Origin of the sequence: Cellulosimicrobium sp. MI9406, from assembly GCF_040595865.1 — a bacterium.
GTDB classification, from domain to species: Bacteria; Actinomycetota; Actinomycetes; order Actinomycetales; family Cellulomonadaceae; genus Cellulosimicrobium; species Cellulosimicrobium funkei.
Genome location: NZ_JALIZI010000001.1, coordinates 253,423 through 274,083 on the forward strand (window position 1 = coordinate 253,423; position 20,661 = coordinate 274,083).

At 76.6% G+C, this 20,661-nt stretch carries 17 protein-coding genes; 8 read left to right on the top strand and 9 right to left on the bottom strand.

Annotated elements, in window-relative coordinates; translation table 11 throughout:
* Positions 1-57: 57 nt before the first annotated feature.
* Positions 58-285, bottom strand: coding sequence for a hypothetical protein (locus tag MT994_RS01095; protein ID WP_051028580.1), 228 nt, complete (start codon positions 283-285; stop codon positions 58-60).
* 128 nt (positions 286-413) lie between these two features.
* On the opposite strand from MT994_RS01095, the gene MT994_RS01100 reads away from it, so the two are divergent.
* Positions 414-1,550: a beta-eliminating lyase-related protein gene (locus MT994_RS01100; protein ID WP_354804729.1), complete on the top strand. Its 1,137-nt coding sequence runs from the start codon at positions 414-416 to the stop codon at positions 1,548-1,550.
* A gap of 18 nt (positions 1,551-1,568) precedes the next feature.
* Entirely contained in the window at positions 1,569-2,069 is a 501-nt protein-coding gene (locus tag MT994_RS01105) for a nucleoside deaminase (RefSeq protein ID WP_354804730.1), read from the top strand.
* Positions 2,070-2,138: 69 nt separating this feature from the next.
* Here the strand turns inward: MT994_RS01105 and MT994_RS01110 are convergent, their stop codons facing one another.
* The gene (locus MT994_RS01110; RefSeq protein ID WP_354804731.1) at positions 2,139-3,089 is read right to left on the bottom strand and encodes a hypothetical protein; all 951 of its coding nucleotides are present in this window, start codon (positions 3,087-3,089) and stop codon (positions 2,139-2,141) included.
* 83 nt (positions 3,090-3,172) lie between these two features.
* Between MT994_RS01110 and MT994_RS01115 the strand changes: the two genes are divergently transcribed.
* Positions 3,173-3,601, top strand: a complete 429-nt coding sequence (locus MT994_RS01115; RefSeq protein ID WP_228485119.1) for an SRPBCC family protein — start codon at positions 3,173-3,175, stop codon at positions 3,599-3,601.
* A 95-nt stretch (positions 3,602-3,696) separates the two neighbouring features.
* Here the strand turns inward: MT994_RS01115 and MT994_RS01120 are convergent, their stop codons facing one another.
* Complete coding sequence (locus tag MT994_RS01120; protein ID WP_354804732.1) at positions 3,697-7,299, bottom strand: DUF5979 domain-containing protein; 3,603 nt, start codon at positions 7,297-7,299, stop codon at positions 3,697-3,699.
* A gap of 197 nt (positions 7,300-7,496) precedes the next feature.
* Between MT994_RS01120 and MT994_RS01125 the strand changes: the two genes are divergently transcribed.
* Both MT994_RS01125 and MT994_RS01130 read left to right on the top strand, forming a co-directional pair.
* Entirely contained in the window at positions 7,497-8,711 is a 1,215-nt protein-coding gene (locus MT994_RS01125) for a glycoside hydrolase family 3 N-terminal domain-containing protein (RefSeq protein ID WP_354804734.1), read from the top strand.
* A gap of 29 nt (positions 8,712-8,740) precedes the next feature.
* A complete protein-coding gene (locus MT994_RS01130) occupies positions 8,741-9,793 on the top strand; it encodes a LacI family DNA-binding transcriptional regulator (protein ID WP_354804735.1) in 1,053 nt (350 codons plus the stop codon).
* Positions 9,794-9,881: 88 nt separating this feature from the next.
* Here MT994_RS01130 and MT994_RS01135 read toward each other — a convergent pair whose 3' ends face one another.
* The 4 genes from MT994_RS01135 to MT994_RS01150 all read right to left on the bottom strand — a co-directional run bounded on the left by MT994_RS01135 (position 9,882) and on the right by MT994_RS01150 (position 14,292).
* Entirely contained in the window at positions 9,882-10,160 is a 279-nt protein-coding gene (locus MT994_RS01135; protein ID WP_034654462.1) for a hypothetical protein, read from the bottom strand.
* 23 nt (positions 10,161-10,183) lie between these two features.
* Positions 10,184-11,452 (bottom strand): inorganic phosphate transporter, encoded by a 1,269-nt coding sequence (locus MT994_RS01140; RefSeq protein ID WP_228485120.1) that lies wholly within the window; start codon positions 11,450-11,452, stop codon positions 10,184-10,186.
* A gap of 209 nt (positions 11,453-11,661) precedes the next feature.
* Positions 11,662-13,356, bottom strand: a complete 1,695-nt coding sequence (locus MT994_RS01145) for a hypothetical protein (protein ID WP_354804737.1) — start codon at positions 13,354-13,356, stop codon at positions 11,662-11,664.
* A 99-nt stretch (positions 13,357-13,455) separates the two neighbouring features.
* Positions 13,456-14,292 carry an NUDIX domain-containing protein gene (locus tag MT994_RS01150; RefSeq protein WP_354804738.1) on the bottom strand — a complete coding sequence of 279 codons (837 nt, stop codon included), beginning with the start codon at positions 14,290-14,292 and terminating at the stop codon, positions 13,456-13,458.
* 97 nt (positions 14,293-14,389) lie between these two features.
* Between MT994_RS01150 and MT994_RS01155 the strand changes: the two genes are divergently transcribed.
* From MT994_RS01155 to MT994_RS01165, 3 genes are all read left to right on the top strand, one after another.
* Positions 14,390-15,433: an SPFH domain-containing protein gene (locus MT994_RS01155; RefSeq protein ID WP_043658139.1), complete on the top strand. Its 1,044-nt coding sequence runs from the start codon at positions 14,390-14,392 to the stop codon at positions 15,431-15,433.
* Positions 15,434-15,435: 2 nt separating this feature from the next.
* A complete protein-coding gene (locus MT994_RS01160) occupies positions 15,436-16,359 on the top strand; it encodes an inorganic polyphosphate kinase (protein ID WP_043658143.1) in 924 nt (307 codons plus the stop codon).
* Positions 16,360-16,531: 172 nt separating this feature from the next.
* Positions 16,532-17,176 (top strand): zinc ribbon domain-containing protein, encoded by a 645-nt coding sequence (locus MT994_RS01165; protein ID WP_354804739.1) that lies wholly within the window; start codon positions 16,532-16,534, stop codon positions 17,174-17,176.
* An 81-nt stretch (positions 17,177-17,257) separates the two neighbouring features.
* Here the strand turns inward: MT994_RS01165 and MT994_RS01170 are convergent, their stop codons facing one another.
* Both MT994_RS01170 and MT994_RS01175 read right to left on the bottom strand, forming a co-directional pair.
* Complete coding sequence (locus MT994_RS01170; RefSeq protein ID WP_354804740.1) at positions 17,258-18,220, bottom strand: hypothetical protein; 963 nt, start codon at positions 18,218-18,220, stop codon at positions 17,258-17,260.
* 39 nt (positions 18,221-18,259) lie between these two features.
* Positions 18,260-20,638, bottom strand: coding sequence for a S9 family peptidase (locus MT994_RS01175; RefSeq protein ID WP_354804742.1), 2,379 nt, complete (start codon positions 20,636-20,638; stop codon positions 18,260-18,262).
* Between the last annotated feature and the right edge of the window lie 23 nt (positions 20,639-20,661).

A 20,661-nucleotide genomic window follows, 5' to 3' on the forward strand; every position in this document is an offset into this window, starting at 1 on the left:
CCCGGGTGCCGACCGGGCGTCGGCCAGGGCGTGAGCCCGGGGAGTGATCCCGGGGCGTCAGCCGTGGGTCGGCTCGTCGGGGCCGACGGGCCGGCCCGGCGACGACGGCCGGTCGGGGACGTCGGGCGACGGGTCGGCCGGCCCGCCGGGGACCGGGTCGGCGTGGCTCGGGTCGTGCGGCGGCGTCGACGGGTCCGGGGGCGGTCCCGGCGACTTCGGCGGCTCCACCGTCGGCTCCGCCGGGGAGCCCGGGCCCGTACCGGGCTGGTCGGGGTTCGTGGTCATGGCTGCACCTCCGTGCTTCACGCGCTGCGCGCGGTCCACGGGACGCGCACCGCGTCCCTCCTCGACGCTAGGCGCGCCCCGGCCCGCTCGCGCGCGGCCGGGCCGCTCCGCCGACCTACGCTGGGCACGTGACCTCGTTCGCCTCGGACAACTACTCCCCCGCCCACCCCGACGTCCTCGCCGCGCTCGCCGCCGCGAGCGCCGGGCACGAGATCTCGTACGGCGAGGACCCGTGGACCGCGCGCCTGCAGGACGCCGTACGCGCGCGGTTCGGGCCCGACGCCACCGCGTACCCCGTGCTCACGGGGACGGGCGCGAACGTCGTCGCGCTCATGGCGACGCTCCCCCGCTGGGGCGCCGTCGTGGCGTCCGAGCACGCGCACCTCAACACGGACGAGAACGGCGCCCCCGAGCGGGTGGGCGGCGTCAAGGTGCTCACGGTGCCGGCGCCCGACGGGAAGCTCACGCCCGCCGCCGTCGAGCGCTTCGCGGGCGACCTCGGCGACCCGCACCGCGCGCAGCCGCTCGTCGTGTCGCTCACGCAGTCCACCGAGCTCGGCACCCTCTACACGGCCGACGAGATCCGGGCGGTGGCCGACGCCGCGCACGCCCGCGGCATGCGGGTGCACCTCGACGGGTCGCGCCTCGCGAACGCCGCCGCGGCGCTCGGCGTCCCGCTGCGGGACCTGACGACCGACGCGGGCGTGGACGTGCTGTCGTTCGGCGGCACCAAGAACGGGCTCGCGCTCGGCGAGGCGGTCGTCGTGCTCGACCCCTCCGCGGTCGACGGCGTGGAGTTCGTGCGCAAGTCGACGATGCAGCTCGCGTCGAAGATGCGCTACGTCTCCGCGCAGCTCCTCGCGCTCTTCGAGCCGGTCGGCGACGTCGTCGCCGAGGTGGACGAGGTCGCCGACGCCGACGAGCTCTGGCTGCGCAACGCCCGTCACGCGAACGCGATGGCCGCGCGGCTGCGCGCGGGGCTCGCGGACGCCGTCGTGCCGGCCGCCGTCGGGCCCGACGACGCCGCCCCGGGCCCGGCAACGGGCCTCGCCTTCACCCAGCCCACGCTCGTCAACGCCGTCTTCGCGACGCTCCCCCGCACGGCGGTCGCGCGCCTGCGCGAGCGGCACCGGTTCTACGACTGGGGGCCGGGCGAGACGCCCGACCGCGTCGAGGTGCGGTGGATGTGCGCGTGGGACACGACCCCGGGCGACGTGGACGGGTTCGTCGCGGACGTGCGGGCCGCCCTCGCGGTCGCGTCGTGAGCGGGCGAGGATGACGCCATGAGCGACCAGAGCCTGCCCCTGCCGACCGCCGACGACCTCGTGCACCTGCGCCGCTGCGTCGAGCTGGCGCGCGAGGCGCTCGACGACGGCGACGAGCCGTTCGGCTCGGTCCTCGTCGACCGCGACGGGGTCGTGCGGTTCGAGGACCGCAACCGCGTCAAGGACGGTGACGCGACCCGGCACCCCGAGCTCGAGATCGCCCGCTGGGCCGCCGCGCACCTGACGCCCGAGGAGCGGCGCGACGCGACCGTCTACACGTCCGGCGAGCACTGCGCGATGTGCAGCGCGGCGCACGCGTGGGTCGGCCTCGGCCCGGTCGTCTACGCCGCGAGCACGACGCAGCTCGTGGGGTGGCTGGAGGAGTGGGGCGTCGCGCCGGGTCCGGTGCGCCCGCTCGCGATCGGCGACGTCGCGCCGGGGATCGCCGTGCGCGGTCCCGCGTACGAGCTCGAGGTGGAGGTCCGCGCGCTGCACGCGCGCCTGCACGGCGTCTCCTGACCGGCGTCGCCTGACGGGACCTGCCCGGCGTCGGGCACCCGCCCGCACCCGCCCGCAGGGGCGACGCTCTCAGGCGCCGAGCGCGTCCGCGACGGTGCGCGCGACCTCCGGGACGGCCAGGTACCCGGCGGGCCGGCCGCCGTCGGGCACGACGGCCGCCGCGTGGTGGCCCGGCGCGGCGTTCGCGACGACGAGCTCCTCGATCCCCGGCGACGCCGGGTCGAGCGGGAACGCCGCCGGGCCGAGGCCGTGCAGCGAGAGCGCGTCCCGGGGGTCGCGCGCCGCGACCCACCGCCGCACGGGGGCCGGCACGCGCAGCGGGGCGCGCGCGGCCAGAACGTCCCGGATCGCGCGGACGGCGAGCGGGGACCCGAGCGTGAGCAGGAGCGGCACGTCCCAGCGCGCGGCGTCGGGGTGCTCGCGCAGCACGGCGTAGGCGACGACCGACCCGAGCGAGTGCGCGACGACGACGGCGGGCCCGTCCGTGGGGATCGCGGCGGCGAGCGCGTCGTCGATCGTCGTGCGGACGGCGTCGTCGTGCAGGTACGCCCAGACGTCGCGCGCGAGCAGCGCGACGACGGCGCCGCTCAGGCCCGGCACGGTCCGGTCCAGCGCGGACAGCAGCAGGTTGAGCCACGCGCCGACGTCGCCTCCCTCGCCGCCGGGCCCGGCGCCCTCCGGGCGCACCGGCACCGTCACGCCCGCGGCGCGCAGCACCTCCTCGGCGACGGCCGCCACGAACGCGGCCTCGTCCGCTGCCTCGGCCGCGGACGGAAGGGCGTCCCCGTCGCGCGCCGCGCCGACCGCGTGCACGGTGACCGGCGGCGGCGTCGTGGCGCCCCCGACGAGCGCGGCGAGCGTGTCGCCGTAGTAGACGAACGCCGTGTCCGCGTCGCGCACGACGACTCCGGAGCCCGCCGCCGCGAGTCCCGCGTCCAGGACCTCGGTCCACGTCCGGTCGAGCTGCTCGGCGTCGAGACCCTGGTTGTCGCGGCCGTGGACGAGCACGAGTCGGGTCACGCGCCGAACCTACCGGCTGCCGGTGCCGCCCGGAGGGTCTACCGTCGGGCCCAGGAGCCAGCCCCCACCCCCCGGAGTCCCCCGTGAACGACCGCACCCTGACCGAGCACAGCACGACCGTCGAGACCCACGTCGCCCGGCCCCCGCAGGTCGTCTGGGCCGAGCTCATGCACCCGAGCGCCCGCTGGATGCTGGGCATGAACATCGAGACCGACTTCCGCCCCGGGAGCCCCGTGACGTTCGAGGGCCACTACATGGGCCGCGAGTTCGCGGACTGGGGCACCGTCGTGGCCGTCGAGCGCCCGCGCCTGCTGCACTTCACGCACTTCTCGCCCACCATGGGCCTGCCCGACGTGCCGGAGAGCTACCACGACATCGCGATCACGCTCGAGCCCGACGACTCGGGCACGCTCGTGCGCGTCGTCGAGCGCAACATCGAGACGGCGGAGCGCGCCGAGCGCGCGCACGCCCTGTGGACGAAGGCGCTCGCGACGCTCGCGGGCCACGACTGACGCGTCCCGCCCCGCACGACGACGGGCCGGTCACCCCCGCGAGGAGGTGACCGGCCCGTCGGCCGTCCGGCACCGGCCCGACGACGCCCCGCGCGTCAGGCGGTGCGGCGGCGGCGCGCGCGGACCACGAGGAGCGCGGCGCCCGTCCCGACGAGCAGCAGCGCGAGCGTCGTCACGACGACGGCGTCCGCACCCGTGATCGCGAGGCCGCCGGCCGACGACGCGGTGTTCGTCAGCGTCACGACGACCGGCGCGCCCGCACCGACCGTCACCTCGGTCACCCGCTCGTCACCGACGGTGAGCACCGGCGTGCCCCAGTCGACGCCGCGGACCGTCGGCAGGTCGGTCTCGGTGAGGCGTACGACGGTCCCCACGGGAAGGTCCTGCGGCCCGTCGACGACCTGGCCGTCGGCCCGCACCGTGAGCGTGCCGGTGACGGGCTCGCCGTCGCGGTCGAACGCGTAGCGGACGGTGAACTCGGTGCTCGCCGGCACGGAGCCCGCCGCGGCCCCCACGACCTCCTTCACGACGGAGAACCCGCCCACGGCCTGGTCGGCCGTGTTCGTCACCGTGACCAGCGCGTCCGTCCCGTCGCCGACGACGAGCGTCGGCGGGCTGTACACGGGCGTGCCCCACACGACGCCGTCGACCGCCGGCAGGTCCGTCTCGCCGAACGTCACGACCGTCCCGGCCGGGAGGTTCTGCGGCCCGGCGACGACCGTGCCGTCGGCCGGGACCTCGACGGAGCCGCCCACGGGCGTGCCCTCGAGCTCGTACGCGTACGTGACCGTGAACGTCGTCCCCGCGGGGACGAGGTCCGCGCGGTCGCCCACGACCTCCTTCGCGACGGAGAACCCGCCGACCGCGGCCACGTCCTGCGTCGTGTTGGTCAGCGTGACGAGCGTGTCCTCGCCGTCACCGACCGTGACGGACGCGGGCGAGAACACCGGCGCGCCCCAGACGACGTCGCCCACCTCGGGCAGGTCGGTCTCCGTGAACGTCACGACCGTCCCGACCGGGAGGTCCTGCGGGCCGTCGACGGCCGTGCCGTCGGCGCGCACCGTGAGCGTCCCGGCGACCGGGCCGTCGTGGGTGAACCCGGCGGGCAGCGCCGCGGACCACGCGACCGAGAACTCCGTGCCCGGGGGGACGCTCCCGGCGAGGTCGCCGGTGACGGTCTTCGCGACGGAGAAGCCCCCGACGAGCGCGTCGGCCTGGTTGGTCAGCGCGACGCCCGCGACGGCGTCGCCGTCGCCGATGGTCACCGTCGCGGGTGAGAACACCGGATCGCCCCACGCGACCCCGGGGACCGTCGGCAGCGGCTGCCGCTCGACGAACCGCACGACGGTGCCCGCCGGGAGGTCCTGCGGCCCCGCGTCGACCGTGCCGTCGGCGCGGACCGTGAGCGTGCCCTGCGTGTCCCCCGCGTACTCGGCCCCCGCGGGGAGCTCCGCCGTCCAGTCGACGACGAACTCCGTGCCGCCGGGGACGGCGCCGGCCGCGCCGCCCGCGACGGTCTTCTGGACGGCGAACCCGCCGACCTCCTGCACCGCCTCGGCGGCGTTCGTCAGCGTGACCTCGACGGCCGCGCCCTCGACCACCGTCACCGACGGCCCCGGGTCGAACGACGGGACGCCCCACACGACGCCGTCGACCGCGGGCAGCGGCTGCTGCTCCGCGAGCGCCAGGACCGTGCCGACCGGCAGGTCCGCCGGGCCGCTCACGAGCGTGCCGTCGGCGCGCACCGTGAGCGTGCCCGTGGTCGGGCCGTCGTAGGCGACGCCCGCGGGGACGGTCGCGCGCCAGTCGACGAGGAACGCGGTGCTCGCCGGGACGTCGCCCGCGGCGGAGCCCTCGACGGCCTTGCGGACCGCGAACCCGCCGACGACGGGGTCCGCGACGTTGGTGACCGTCACCGCGACGCCCGTCGCGCCCTCGACGACCGTCACCGGCCCGGCCGGGCTCACGACCGGGTCGCCCCACGCGACGCCGTCGACCACCGGGAGCGGCAGCCGCTCGGTGAACGTCACCGTCGTGCCGACCGGCAGGTCGGCGGGCCCGGCCACCACGGCGCCGTCCGCGAGCACGGTCAGGGTGCCGGTGAGGTCGCCGTCGTACGTCGCGCCCTGCGGCAGCGTGGCCTCCCAGTCGACGAGGAACGCGGTGTCCGCCGGGACGAGGCCGAGGGCGTCCCCGGCGAGGACCTTCGCCACCGTGAAGCCGCCCACGGCGGTGGTCCCGCCGCCGGCGTTCGCCGTGTTCACCACGGTGACCGTGACCGTGCGGCCCGCGGCGACGGTGAACTGCGCCGGGTCGCCGAGCGGCTCGCCGTCCACGCGGATCACCGGCGTGCCCCACTCGACGCCCGCCACCGACGGCAGGTTCGTCTCGCGGACCGTGACGACCGTGCCCTCCGGCAGGGTCGGCCCGTTCAGCAGGGCCCCGCTGATCGGGACCGTGAGCGTGTCGCCGCCGGTGACGCCGTCGGGCTGCTCGTAGGTGTACTCGACCTGGAACGTCGTGCCCGCGGGCACGTCCGCGGCCGCCTCGCCCGTCACGGTCTTCTGCACGGCGAAGCTCGCGCCCCCGGTGCAGTCGAACGGGCCGGGCCCGATCCAGGGGTAGCTGTGCATCTCGAGCCCGCCGGTCACGCTCGGGTCGCCGAACGTGAGGTTCCCGCCCACGAGGACGCGGCCGTTCGTGCTCGTCGTGATCGTCGCGTCCGCGACCGGCGCGACGATCGTGCCGAGGAACTGGTCGGCCCGGCCCAGCGCGAGGTCCGGCGTGGACGCGAAGTTCCACAGGATGCGCGCGGCCCAGCTGCCGAAGCCCGGGTTGGAGTTGAAGTCGTTGATGAACGGCGAGCCGTTGTCCTCCCAGTAGTTGGGGCTCATGCTCACCGGCGCGTCCCCGGTCACGTTGATCGCGATCGCGACGTCGTCCGGCACGTTCGCGAAGACGACCTCGCGGACGCCCGCGAGCTGCGCGGCGTCGACGGTGAACACCTGCGGGTCGGCGGTGCCGGAGCCGGTGAAGGTCACCCGGGTCCCCGACACGACGCCCGCCGCGGTCGCGGGCCACCCGGCGATCGTCGCCGACGCGTCGGCGACGACGGCGCCGTACCCGGCCCACTCGCCGAGGGCCGCCGCCCCCATGCCCTGCGTGACCGGGGCGTCCGCGCCCGGCGTCGTCCCGGCGGTCGAGAGCGACCCGCCGCCCGTGACCGCGGCACCGACGTTCACGGCGCCGCCGGTCGGCAGCGTCGAGCCGACGGTGACGCTCGTCTCCGGCCCGATCTCCAGGCCGCCCCCGACGGCGAGCATCACCGCACCGTCCGGCGGCGTGATCTGCGAGCCCGCTCCGACCGCGCCGATGCTGAAGTTCCCGGGGCCGTCGATCGTCGCCTCCCCCTCGACGACGAGCAGCCCCTCCGACTCCGCGGCGCTCGCCGTGGCGAGGTAGTCGCCCCCGGTCCACACCGTGACGTTCGTGTCCGTGAACAGCGGGGGCGTCTGGCCGACGTTCGGCATGTCCCCCGGCGCGGGGCAGGACCCGAGCGCGGCGGAGGCCGGGCGCGCCTGCGGCCCCGAGACGAGGACGACGGCGCCGGCCAGGGCGAGCACGGCGGCGACGAGCGCCGCGACCGCTCTGCGCAGGCGTCCGGGTGCGACGCGGAGGGAGGGTGGGCGAGGGGTCATGCCGGGCTCCAGGTTCCGGGGGGTGCGCCCCGCGGCCGCGAAGCCAGGACGCCATGTCACCCAGGAGACGCGCCGGGACGCCGATCATGACGCGAACCCCGCGGTGACGTCGGTCATACCCCCCGGGGGTCGCAGGACTGCTCGGGACGGCACCCCTCCGCGGCCGTCGGGCTACCGTGGCGTCGGAGGTGTCGCCTGTGACCGCTCGTGCCCGGACCACCTGGATCGTCGTCGCCGTCGTGACCGCGCTCGCCGCCGTGGCGGCCGTCGCCTGGTACCTCACGCGGCCCGCCCCCGCGCCGCAGACCGCGCCGTCGGACCCGCCGTCCGCCCCGGCCGACCCGACGCCGTCGGGCACGTCGCCGACGCCGTCCACCCCACCCGAGGACCCCCTGGCCGGGTGGACGCTCGAGCAGAAGGTGGGGCAGCTCTTCATGGTCGGGGTCGACGTGCGGGACCCGCAGCAGGTGAGCTACGACGCCGTCTCGCGCCTGCACGTGGGCAACATGTTCCTCGCGGGCCGCTCGCAGGCCGGGACCGGCCCGACGGCGGACCTCGTCGCGGGCTTCACGGCGCTCGTCTCCCCGGAGACGACGAACGGCACCCCGCTGTTCGTCGCGACGGACCAGGAGGGCGGGAAGGTCCAGGTGCTGCGCGGGCCCGGGTTCTCGCAGATCCCGGCGGCGACCGACCAGGCCCGGCTCGACCCGGCGACGCTCCAGGCCGACGCGACCACGTGGGGCGCCGAGCTCGCCGCGGCGGGCGTGAACCTCAACCTCGCGCCCGTGATGGACCTCGTGCCCGAGGGGACGGCCGCGCAGAACCCGCCGATCGGGGCCTTCCAGCGCAGCTACGGGTTCACGCCGGACTCCGTCACGTCGCACGCGAACGCGTTCAGCGCGGGCATGGAGGCGTCGGGCGTGGACGTGACGATCAAGCACTTCCCCGGGCTCGGCCGCGTCACCGAGAACACCGACACCGACGCCGGGGTCACCGACGACGTGACGACGCGCGACGACCCGTCGGTCGCCGTCTTCGCGTCGGGCATCGAGGCCGGCGCGGCGTTCGTCATGACCTCCACGGCCGTCTACCCGCAGATCGACGGGACGCTCCCCGCGGCCTTCTCGCCCGTCGTCGTGGACGGGATGCTGCGGGGCGACCTGGGGTTCGACGGCGTCGTCCTCACCGACGACGTGTCCGCCGCGCAGCAGGTGCAGGCCTGGTCGCCCGCGGACCGCGCCGTCCTGACGATCGCCGCGGGCGGCGACATGGTGCTGGCGTCCGCGGACCCGAGCGTCGTCGAGCCCATGGTGGCGGCCGTCGTCGAGCGGGCGTCGAGCGACGACGCGTTCGCCGCGCAGGTCGACGCAGCCGTGCTGCGCGTGCTCGCGGCGAAGGAGCGGCTGCGCTGAGCGCACGGCCCGGCGGTATAACTGACCGCATGGCTGCCCGTCGCCCCGCTCCCCGCCCGACGCTCGAGGCCGTCGCGGCCGTCGCGGGCGTCTCCCGCGCCACGGTGTCCCGCGTGATCAACGGCGTGCCGACGGTGGACCCGGCGATCGTGGCGGTCGTCGAGCAGGCGATCGACGAGACGGGCTACGTCCCCAACCTCGCCGCCCGGACGCTCGTGACCCGGCGCACGGGGTCGGTCGCGCTCGTCGTGTCCGAGCCGTCGGAGCAGCGCTCCCCGAGCCCGTTCCTCGAGCGGCTGTTCACCGACCCGTACATCGGGCGCGTGACGGCGGGCGCGCAGCAGGTGCTGCGCCCGCGCGACATCCACCTCGCCATCCTGCCCGCGGACCCGCCCGCGCACGACCAGGTCGTGCGCTACGTGCGGCAGGGGCACGTCGACGGCGTCCTGCTCATCACGTCGAGCGCGAGCGACCCGCTGCCGGCACGGTTCGCCGCGCTCACGGTCCCGGTCGTGCTGTCGACGCACCTCGACGGGGTCGACGAGGCGGCCGGCGTGAGCTGGGTGGACCTCGACCAGGCCGCCGGCGGCCGGATCGCGGCCGAGCGTCTGATCGCGGACGGCCGCACGCGCCTCGCGACCGTCGCCGGGCCGTCGGACGTGCCGTTCGCGCGGGGACGCCGCGACGGCTTCCTCGAGGCGGTGCGGGCCGCCGGGCTCGCGGAGCCGTTCGTCGTGGAGGGCGACTTCACGCGCGCGGGCGGGGAGGCCGCGGCGCGCGAGCTGCTCGCCGCGCGACCGGACGTCGACGGCGTGTTCGGCGCGAGCGACCTCATGGCCGACGGCGCGTCCCTCGTCCTGCAGGAGGCGGGCCGCCACGTCCCGCAGGACGTGGCCGTCGTCGGCTTCGACGACTCGACGGTCGCGCGCCAGGCCCACCCGCCGCTCACGACGGTCCGGCAGCCGGTCGAGGAGATGGCGGCCGAGATGGCGCGCCTCCTGCTCGCCGCGATCGACGACCCGGACACCGACGCGCGCTCGGTCCTGTTCGAGCCGCACCTCGTGGTCCGCGACTCCGCCTGACCCCCACCCGCTGAGTGCGTGAAAAGGTCGCGGTCGGGACGTCCGACCGCGACTCTCTCCTGCACTCAGCGGAGCGCGTCGTCCCGGGTCAGTGGCCCCCGCCCGCGACGAACGCGATGCCGACGGCGATCGCGACGACCACGACGGCGAAGCACACGACGGCGCCGACCTGACGGGGACGGGTCGCGCGCTCGACGCGCACGGTGCGGCCGTCGGACGTGAAGCGGCCGTCCGGGGTGCCGACCTCGACGGGCACGGCGCGCCCGGCGGCGAGCCGGACCCCCAGGGCGAACAGGGCGGGCAGGCCCGCGCCGACGACGAGGCCGGCGACGACGACCTTGAGCAGCGAGTCGATCTCGACGAACACGGTTCTCTCCTCCGGGCTGCCGGTCAGACGCCCGCGCGCTGGCGCGAGGCGGGCGTGGTCGGGGTGGTCGGCGCCGGGGCGGGCGCGGCGTCGGTGAACGGGTCGGCGACGTCGAGGCGACGCTCGAGCGCGGCCTCGCGCGCCTCGACGACCTCGGACTCGAGCCCGGCGTCCACCGCGCCCTCCTCCCAGGCGTCGTTGACGTTCGTGTGGTCGACGGGCTTGCGGCGCGAGGCGATCCAGATGGCCAGCGAGGACCCGACGAGGATCGCGAACACGACGACCGTCCCGGCGGCGCCCCCGATGCCGTGCTGGATGCCGTAGCAGGCCGCGCCGACGAGGCCGGCGGCCGGGAGCGTGAGGCCCCACGCGGCGAGCATGCGGCCCGCGACGCCCCAGCGGACCTTCGCGCCGGGCATCCCGACGCCGGAGCCCAGGATCGAGCCGGTCGCTACGTGCGTCGTCGAGAGCGAGTAGCCGAACAGGCCCGACATGAGGATGACCGCGGCGGACGACGTCTCGGCCGCCATGCCCTGGCGGGTGTCGATCTCGACGAGGCCCTTGCCGAGCGTGCGGATGATCCGCCAGCCGCCCAGGTAGGTGCCGAGGGCCATGAAGAACGCGCACGACAGGATGACCCAGAACGGCACGCTCGAGTCGGCCGGGACGGCGCCCGCCGCGATGAGCGCGAGCAGGATGATGCCCATCGACTTCTGCGCGTCGTTGGTGCCGTGCGCGAGCGAGACGAGCGACGCGGAGCCGACCTGGCCCCAGCGGAACGCCCGCGTGGAGACGTCCTCGGGGACGTCGCGCGTGAGGCGGGCCACGGCCCACGTGCCGACGCTCGCGACGCCCACCGCGATGAGCGGGGCGAGCAGCGCGGGGATGAGCACCTTGGCGGCGACGCCGCTCCAGATGACGCCCTGCGTGCCGACTGCTGCGAGCACGGAGCCCACGACGCCGCCGATGAGGGCGTGCGACGAGCTCGACGGGATGCCGAGCAACCAGGTCAGGAGGTTCCAGGTGATGCCGCCCACGAGTCCCGCGAGGACGACCTCGAGGGTGATGACGTCGGCGTCGACCAGACCCTTCGCGATGGTCGCCGCGACGGCCAGGGAGAGGAACGCCCCGACCATGTTGAGGACGGCGGAGAGGGCGACGGCGGTCTTGGGCTTGAGGGCCTTGGTGGCGATGGACGTGGCCATCGCGTTGCCCGTGTCGTGGAAGCCGTTGGTGAAGTCGAAGGCCAGTGCGGTCACGACGACGAGCACCAGCAGGAGCGTCTCGGTCACGTCGTCCATGGTGCGGTCACGACCGCCGCGCGCTCGACCATCCTGTGGATTCTTCCGCCACTGTTCACCGACAGTTCATCCGGCGTTCGAAGCCCTCGTTCGAACGCCGGAGAGGCCCGTCGGCGTCCGGGGCGGACAGCCCGGGAGCGGGGGCGGACGGCCCCTGGCGCGGCCGCGTCGGACGTGCCCGGCGCGACCGTCCGCCCGCGTCAGGCCGGGGTGCGGGCGGCGAGCTCGGCGAGGGTGTCGTCGAGGTCGGCGACGACGGTCGCGACGGTCTCGCGCTGGGTCCGCGCGCGCTCCGCCGACGCGGCCACGGCGGTGCGCGCCTCGGCGAGGTCGGCCTCGAACCGGTCCGCGCGGGCCTGCGCGTCGGCGCGCTGGTCGCGTGCCCGCCGCTCCCCCGCGAACCACTGCCACGCGGCGAGGCCGGCCGCGACGACGGCCACCGTGAACCACGCCGGCGAGGCGGCGAGGCCGAGCACGACGCCGAGCAGCGCGACCGCGCCGGTCCCGCCGACGGCGCCCCACGACACGCCGTCCACCGGCTGCGCGAGGAGCTCCGCGCGGGCGGTCGCGGCCGGTGCGGCGCCGTCCTCGGTCGGCGTGACCGTCACGGTGCGGCGCCCGAGGCGCAGCTCGCGCGACGGCGCGGGCGCCCCCGCGAGCTCCGCCGCCCGCGCGTGGGTCGCGGCCCGCAGCTCCTCGGCGACGAGCGGGCCCGCGAGCGCCGCACGCCCGGGGTCGGTCCCGCGGGCGTCCTCGACGAGCAGGTCGACGAGCGTCCCCGCCGGGGCGTCCCACCCGGGCGCGTCCTCGCGGGGCGCGCGCCCGACGCGCTCGTCGAGCAGCGCCGCCCGGTCCAGGAGCCCGCGCTCCACGGGCGCCCCCTCGTCCACGAGCGACGCGACGACGCGGAGCAGCGCCGCGCCGGGCGCCTCGGAGGTCCCGGCCGGGAGGGGTCCGGGGGCCGGCGCGAGCACCGCGACCTCCCCCGCCACGAGCGCGCGCGACCACGCCGTCCACGACCGCAGGAGCGGGAGCGCGTCGGGGGCGGCGGCCCGACGACGCGCCCCCGCCACGTCCCCCGCGGCCTCGGGGCTGCCCCAGGCCGCGCCGTCGGCGGGCGGCTCGGGCAGCGACGGCGCCGCGTCCAGGAGCCGGGCCCGCCAGCGGGCGCGCGCGTCGTCGTCGAGCAGCGCGACCCGCTCCGCGAGCGCGCGGCGCACGACCTCCACCCCGTCGCCGCCGAGGTGACCGGCCGCGGCCGCGACCCACAGCGCGCGCTCGGCCCCGGTGACGCCCACCTCGTCGGGCCCCTCGCCCGCGCCCGGCGACGGCTCGGGGGCGCCGTCGGCGCTCCCCCAGCCCGCGGCGGGCAGGACGGGCGCGTCGAGCACCCCCGGCACCCACTCGCGCGCGAGTCCCGGCTGCCCGACGAGCGCGCACACCGCGACGAGGTACGTCGCGGCACGACGGCGGTCGCGCAGCAGGGCCTCCTCGGCGGCCTCCCGGTCGAGCCGCCCGGCGGGGAGCTCGGCGACCGCGAGCGCGGCGGGCACGAGCCAGTAGCCGGGCACGTCCACGAGGTCCGGGGAGCGCCGCAGGTGCGACACGTCGCCCTCCCCCGTGACGACGGCCTGCGTGAGCGCGCGCGCCGCGTCGCGGGCGCGGCGCGCGGGCGTGAAGAGCGCGAGCTCCTCACGGACCTCGCCGAGCTCGATGAGCGCGTTGACGAGGCGCGTCAGCACCTCGACGCGGCTCGACAGGTCGCCCTCGAGCGACCGCAGGCGGCGGTGGAGCGACGCCTCGCGGGACCGCGCCATCGCGGCCTGGGCGGCGAGCTCGTCGGACAGGGCCCGCATGTTGCCCTGGTCGCTGCGCCAGGAGCTGTACGTCGACATGCGCGCGAGCGTACTCAGCCGGGCCGCGCTGTCGAGGGGGAGAACTCCCCCGGCGTGGGCCGTCGGTGCGGGGCACCGATGCCGGGCCCGGCCGAGGCGTCAGCGACGCGGGCGCATGAGAGGCGGGTCGAGCACCGCGGGCACGCTCGCGGGGGCGTCGTCCGGGTCGACCGCAGCGGCGTCGGATGCCGCGGCGGCGTCGGCCGCGGCGGCGTCGGGTCCGGCGCTCGGTTGCGGGCCCGGCGCCGGGCGCGCCGCCCGGTAGAGCGCCGCGGGCCGCCCGGTCCCGCCCGACGTCGTGCGGCCCGTGTCCTCGAGGAAGCCCGCGGTCGTCGTGGCCTTGCGGGAGAAGTTCCGCGGGTCCAGCCGCACGCCCCAGACGGCCTCGTAGACGCGCCGCAGGTCGGCGACGGTGAACTCGGGCGGGCAGAACGCCGTCGCGAGGGCGGAGTACTCGAGCTTGGCGCGGGCCCGCTCGACGCCGTCGGCGAGGATCCGTGCGTGGTCGAACGCGAGGCCGGGCCCCGGCCCGTCCCCGAGCAGGGGCTCGACGGCGTGCCATGCCGCTCCCCCGGCGTCGGACCCGGCGTGCACGACGCCGAACTCGGGCGCGAGCAGGAGGTACGCGACCGAGAGGACCGGGCCGCGCGGGTCGCGGTCGAGCGGGCCGTAGGTGCGGAGCTGCTCCAGGTGCCCGGGCGGACGGACGCCCGTCTCCTCGGCGAGCTCGCGGCGCGCCGCCCGGGCGAGCCGCTCGCCCGGCAGTACGAACCCGCCGGGGAGCGCGAGCGCGCCGCGGTACGGCTCGACGCCGCGCTCGACGAGGAGCACGTGCAGCGCGTCGTCGCGCACGGTGAGCGCGACGACGTCGACCGTGACGGGCAGCAGGGCCGCGCCGGGCGGGACGTCGGGGGCCGGTGCGGCGGATGCGGTCATGGACTCATCGTCGCATATTCGCGTCAGGTTGACGAGAACTGATGCACCGGCCTACGCTCGTTATCGTCAGGTTGACGAAAACAGATCGGAGACGACCATGGCCACCATCCGCACCTACCCGTGGACGCGGCACTTCCTCGGGAGCCCCACCGGGCACGTCGTGCACCTGCGCCGCGGGCGGGTCGCCCACGAGGGCGTCGGTCAGGCGTTCTGGTTCCGGCCCACGACGTCGGTCCTCTCCGAGGTCCCCGTCGACGACCAGGAGCTCCCCGTCTTCTTCCACGCCGTGACCGCCGACCACCAGGACGTCACCGTGCAAGCCGGCGTGACGTACCGGTTCGCCGACCCGGTGACCGTCTCGCAGCGCCTCGACTTCGCGGTCGACCCCGGCAGCGGCGAGACGAGCACCGCGGGGCGCGACCAGGTGACGAGCATCGTCGGGCGCCTCGCGCAGAGCCGGGCCACCGACGCGCTCGCGGCGATGCCCCTCGCCGACGCCCTGACGACCGGCGTGCCGCGCGTGCGCGACGTCCTCACCGAGGCGCTGACCACCGACCCGCGCCTCACCACGACGGGCATCGTCGTCATCGGCGTCCAGGTGCTCGCCGTCCGGCCGGAGAAGGACGTCGAGCGCGCGCTCCAGACGCCCGCGCGCGAGCACGTGCAGGCCGAGGCCGACCGCGCGACCTACGAGCGCCGGGCCCTCGCCGTCGAGCGCGAGCGGGCGATCGCGGAGAACGAGCTCGCGAGCAGGATCGAGCTCGCGACCCGGCGCGAGCGCCTCGTCGCCCAGGAGGGCGCGAACGCACGGCGCGAGGCCGAGGAGAAGGCGGCCGCCGCCCTCGTCGACGCCCGCGCGACCGCCGAGCGCGCCCAGCTCGCGACCGACGCGAAGGCGGAGCAGGTGCGGGTCGTCGGCGCGGCCGAGGCCGCCGCCGAGCAGGCCCGCATGGACGTGTACGCGAGCGCCGGGCAGGGCACGCTCCTCGCGCTCGCGCTGCGCGAGGCCGCCGGGTCGCTGCCGGACGTGCAGAACCTCACCATCACGCCCGACCTGCTCACCGGGGTGCTGTCGACCCTGGCGCGCGGGCTCGGCCCCGACGGCGGGTCGCCCGCCACGGCGACCGGGAAGGCGGCCTGACGATGCTCCGGCGACGCGCCGTCGTCGTGCACCGGCGGACCGAGCTCGACGACCTGCTGGACCGGCACGGGACGCGCGGCCAGGCGGAGTTCTTCCTCCGGTCGCGCGGCCGGTCGCTGGCCGAGGTGCAGGCGCGGCACGACGCCCTCGCGGCCGCGCGCGACGCCGTCGTGGCCGCCCTGCCCCCGGGCTGGGCGCGCGCCGACGTCGAGCGGGCGGACCTGTCGCGGTTCCTCGTCGCGCCCGAGGACGTGGTGGTGGTCGTAGGGCAGGACGGCCTCGTCGCGAACGTCGCGAAGTACCTGCACGGCCAGCCGGTCCTCGGCGTCGACCCGGAGCCCGGCGTGAACGCGGGCGTGCTCGTGCGGCACCCGGTCGCGGCGGCGACGGCCCTCCTGCGCGGGCTCGGGGCCGACACCGAGGCGCCGGGCGGCGCGCCCGACCGGGTGGCGCTCCTGCCCGTCGACGCGCTCACCATGGTCCGCGCCGACCTCGACGACGGCCAGCACCTCACCGCGCTCAACGAGGTGTTCGTCGGGCACCCCAGCCACCAGAGCGCGCGCTACACGCTGCGCTGCGGCGCAGGTGAGGAGCGGCAGTCGTCGTCGGGCGTGCTCGTCGCGACGGGCACGGGCGCGACCGGCTGGTGGGCGTCGCTCGCGCACGACCGCGGCGGGCGGCGGGCCCCGGGGCGCACCGAGCACCGGCTCGGCTGGTTCGTCCGCGAGGCGTGGCCGTCGCCCGCGACGGGCGTCTCGCTCACCGAGGGCGTCGTCGAGGAGGGGGCCGACGTCGCGCTCACCGTCGCCTCGGACCGGCTCGTCGTGTTCGGCGACGGCGTGGAGGACGACCGCCTCGTCGCCTCGTGGGGCCAGACGGTGACGGTCCGCACCGCCGACGCCCCGCTCCGCCTCGTCCGCCCCTGAACCCCCGGCCGCGGCGCGCCCGCCGGTCGACCCGATTTCACCCGGGTGATCCGTCGGGACGGCGAGGGTCGGTGGGTAGCATCGCTGCGGTCACGGGATCCCCATGACTCCCCCCTCCCGCGGGCCTGGCCTGCGGGGACGCCGACCCCACGAGCCCACCGAGGTCCCCGCCATGAGCACGCCCATCGCCTTCACCGACAACGTCCGCGACCTGTCGAACGCCGGGGGCTACCAGTTCGAGTTCCGGTGCGAGCGCTGCGGCAACGGCTACCGCTCCGCCTACCGGACGGACGTCGTCGCGAAGGGCAGCAGCCTCGTCCAGGCGGCGGGCCGGTTCTTCGGGGGCAAGGTCGCCGACCTCTCCTACGCGGCGGGGTCGTGGGCCGCGGACCGCCAGACCAACTCGTCGGCGAAGGACAAGGCGCTCGACGCCGCCGTCGGCGAGGTGCGCGACGCGTTCCGCCAGTGCCACGGGTGCGGCGACTGGATGTGCCACGAGGTCTGCTGGAACGACCCCGTGGGGCAGTGCGTGCGCTGCTCGCCCAAGCAGGTGGAGGAGCTCGCCCAGCTCCAGGCCGAGGCCCGCCGGTACCAGGTCCAGGAGCAGCTCCGCACGACCGACCTCGTCGGCGGCGCGGACCTGCGCACGGCCGCCGTCACGCGGTGCCCGGCGTGCGACACGAAGGTCGACGGCGGCAAGTTCTGCCCCGAGTGCGGCGAGCGCCTGGCGCAGGTGGCCGCGTGCCGCGAGTGCGGCACGCAGAACGCGCCGGCCGCGCGCTACTGCGCGGAGTGCGGCAGCCCGCAGTCCGTCTGACCCCCCGCCGCCGAGCATGCGGTCACAGCCCGTCCCCGACGCCGGACGGGCAACAACCCCATGCTCGGCGGCCTCGCGGGGTCAGTCTCCTCGTGGGGCGTCGTTCTGGTGGTGCTCGCGTTGGCGGCGGGCGCGGAGCACCGCCTCGCGGCGCTCGCCGATCGCGTCGCTCGTCAGGCTCGTGAGGCGGTCCTGCTCGGCGCGGGCCGCGGCGCGCTCCGCCTCCACGCGTGCGCGGTGCTCGGCCGACTGCGGGCGCGACCGGACGACGCGCGGGCCGTCGCGCATCACGTACCCGTCGGCGTGGCGCTCGAGCCACCGCTCGCGCCGCGCCGCGCGCACGCGCTCGCGGTGGAACCGCCAGACCCACCGGCGCCGCAGCGCGACCACGGACCACAGCGCGAACGGGACCGCGGCCACGACGAGCACGACCCGCCAGCCGGGCGGCAGCGCCGTCGACGCGCCCGCGCTCGCGAGCACCCACGCGACGCCGGCCGGGACCGCGGCCCCGGCCTCGCGGCGGTCGGGGTGCCAGCCGCAGACGGCGAAGCGCACGAGGGTGTCCGTGAGCCGCGAGCGCCGCTGCGGCTGGAGGGGCACGGGGAGCGGCCCGGGCACGGGCGGCCCGAGCGTCGTGCCCGGCGCGACCCGGCTCGTGAACGACAGCCGGTCGTCCCGGGACGACGGCCGCAGCGCCCGCCCGGCGTGCACGAACGCCAGCGCGGCGAGCGGCCACACGGCGCACGACAGGTACCACGCGACCGGACCGGCGAGCGCCACGGCGACCGGCGCGACGACCGCCAGCCGCCCGAGCTCGGCGCCGGGCGACGCGACGAGCTCGGCCCAGGGCTCCTGGTCCGCCGGCGGCGCGAGCAACCCGTACGCTGCGGGCGCGAGGTACAGGCCGAGGAGGGCGAGCCCGACGGCCGTCCCCACCAGCCCGACGGCGAGGTACCCGACCGGGCGCAGCAGCAGCGCGGCCCTCCCGGGCGGCGTCGCGTCGCGCGCCGTCCGCGGGTCGGGCGTCACGGTCTCGTCGGTCATCGCTCCCCCTCCGTCTGCGGCCTCACGCCCGCGGGCACGTCACCGGTCGACCAGCCCGAGCACGTCGAGCACCCACGCGTCCTCGTACGCGACCTCGCGCCAGCCCTCGTAGCGGCCCGAGACCCCGCCGTGCCCGGCGTGCATCTCGATCTTCAGCAGCGCGGGCGCCCCCGCGGCGCGCAGGCGCGCGACCCACTTCGCGGGCTCGACGTACAGCACGCGCGTGTCGTGGAACGACGTCACGGCGAGGATCCGCGGGTAGTGCGACGCGTCGTCGGGCACGTTCTCGTAGGGCGTGTACGTGCGCATGTACCGGTAGACGTCGGGGTCGTGCAGCGGGTCGCCCCACTCGTCCCACTCGACGACGGTGAGCGGGAGCGACGGGTCGAGGATCGAGGTGAGCGCGTCGACGAACGGCACCTGCGCGAGCACGCCCGCGAAGAGCTCGGGAGCGAGGTTCGTCACCGCGCCCATGAGCAGCCCGCCCGCCGAGCCGCCCTGCGCGACGAGCCGCTCCGGGCTCGTCCAGCCGGCGTCGACGAGGTGCCGCGCGACCGCGACGAAGTCCGTGAACGTGGTGCGCTTGGCGAGCGTCTTGCCCTCGTCGTACCAGCGGCGCCCCATCTCGCCCCCGCCGCGCACGTGCGCGACGGCGAACACGACCCCGCGGTCGAGCAGCGACAGGCGCGAGATGGAGAACCCCGGGTCGATGCTGATCTCGTACGACCCGTAGCCGTACAGCAGGAGCGGTGCCGGCTCGGCGCCCGTGCCCGTCGCGTCCAGCCCGACGGCGTCGCGCCGCCACACGAGCGACACCGGCACCTGCGTGCCGTCCTCGGCCGTGGCCCACTCGCGGCGCTGCACGTAGTCCGCGGCGTCGTAGCCGCCGAGCACGGGCTGCTGCTTGAGGAGCGTGAGCTCGTCGGTCTCGACCCGCAGGTCGTACACGGTCGACGGCGTGACGAAGCTCGTGTAGCTCAGCCGGACGTTCGGCTGGTCCCACTCGGGGTTGGCCCCGAGCGCGGCGGTGTACAGCGGCTCGTCGAACGCGACCTCGTGCACGTGCCAGAGGTCGGTCGCGGGCCCCGGCGTGTCGCCCGTGCGGATCGGGGTGGGCAGGCCCGCGGGCCGCGGCGGCTCGGGGCTCGCGAGGTCGATCACGCCGACCCGCGACAGCGCGTCGCGCCGGTAGGAGACCACGAGGTGCCCGGCGAACGCGTCCACGGCCTCGAGCCGGGTCGCGGGGTCGTGCGGCACGACGACGGTCGCGTCGCCCGGCCCGGCCGAGACGTCGGCGGCACCGGTGACGACGAGCTCGAAGTTCTCCGCGCCGTCGTTGTGCAGGACGAGCAGGACGTCCCGCCCCTCCCCCAACCCGCCGAGCACGGGGTCGGCGACCGGATTCTCGTCAGGACGGTCGCCGACCGCGTGCTCGGCGGTCGGGAACCACGTGCTCGGCAGGACGGCGTGCTCGACCGTGTACTCGACGCCCTCGCGGCGCGGCCAGACCACGCGCGCCTCGCCCGTCGGGTCGTCGGCGTCGATCAGCCACGTCTCGGACGTGATCTTCGAGCCCACGTCGATCTGCACGAACCGCTGCGAGCGCGAGACGCCCACCCCGACCCAGAACCGCTCGTCGGGCTCCTCGAAGACGACGACGTCCTGCGTCGCGGGCGTGCCCACCTCGTGGCGCCACACGCGCCAGGGCCGCCACGCGTCGTCGACCGTCGGGTAGAACACGTACCGCCCGTCCGGGGAGAAGACGGCGCCCGGGAACGTGCCCGGGACCTCGTCCACGAGGTCGGTGCCGGACTCCAGGTCGCGGATCCGCAGCGTGTAGCGCTCGTCGCCCACGACGTCGACCGCGTACGCGAGCCGCGTCCCGTCGGCCGAGACGTCGAACGACCCGAGCGAGAAGAACTCGTGACCCTCCGCCTCGACGTTGTCGTCGAGGAGCACCTGCTCGCCCGGCACGGGCACGCCCGGCTCCAGCACGGGCGGCACCCAGGCCGACGGCGCGTCGCTGCCGAGGCTCGCGTCGATCGGGGCACGGGCCCGGATCGGGTACTGCGACCCCTCGACCGTGCGCGCGTAGTACCAGTGCGCGCCCTGGCGCACCGGGACGGACAGGTCCGTCTCGAGCGTGCGGGCCTTGATCTCCTCGAAGATGCGCTCGCGCAGCGGCTCGAGGTGCGCGAGGCGCGCCTCGGTGTACGCGTTCTCGGCCTCGAGGTGCGCGACGACCTCGGGCGACTCCTTGTCCCGCAGCCACTCGTAGTCGTCGTCGACCGTCTCGCCGTGGTGCGTGCGCGGCGCGGGCCGACGGGGGGCGACGGGCGCCTGCGGCGTCTCGGCCGCCTCGGCCACCTCGGGCTCGGGAGGAGACGGCGTGGCGGGCTGCGTGAGGTCGTCGGGCATCTCGCCAGGGTAGTGCCGGGACG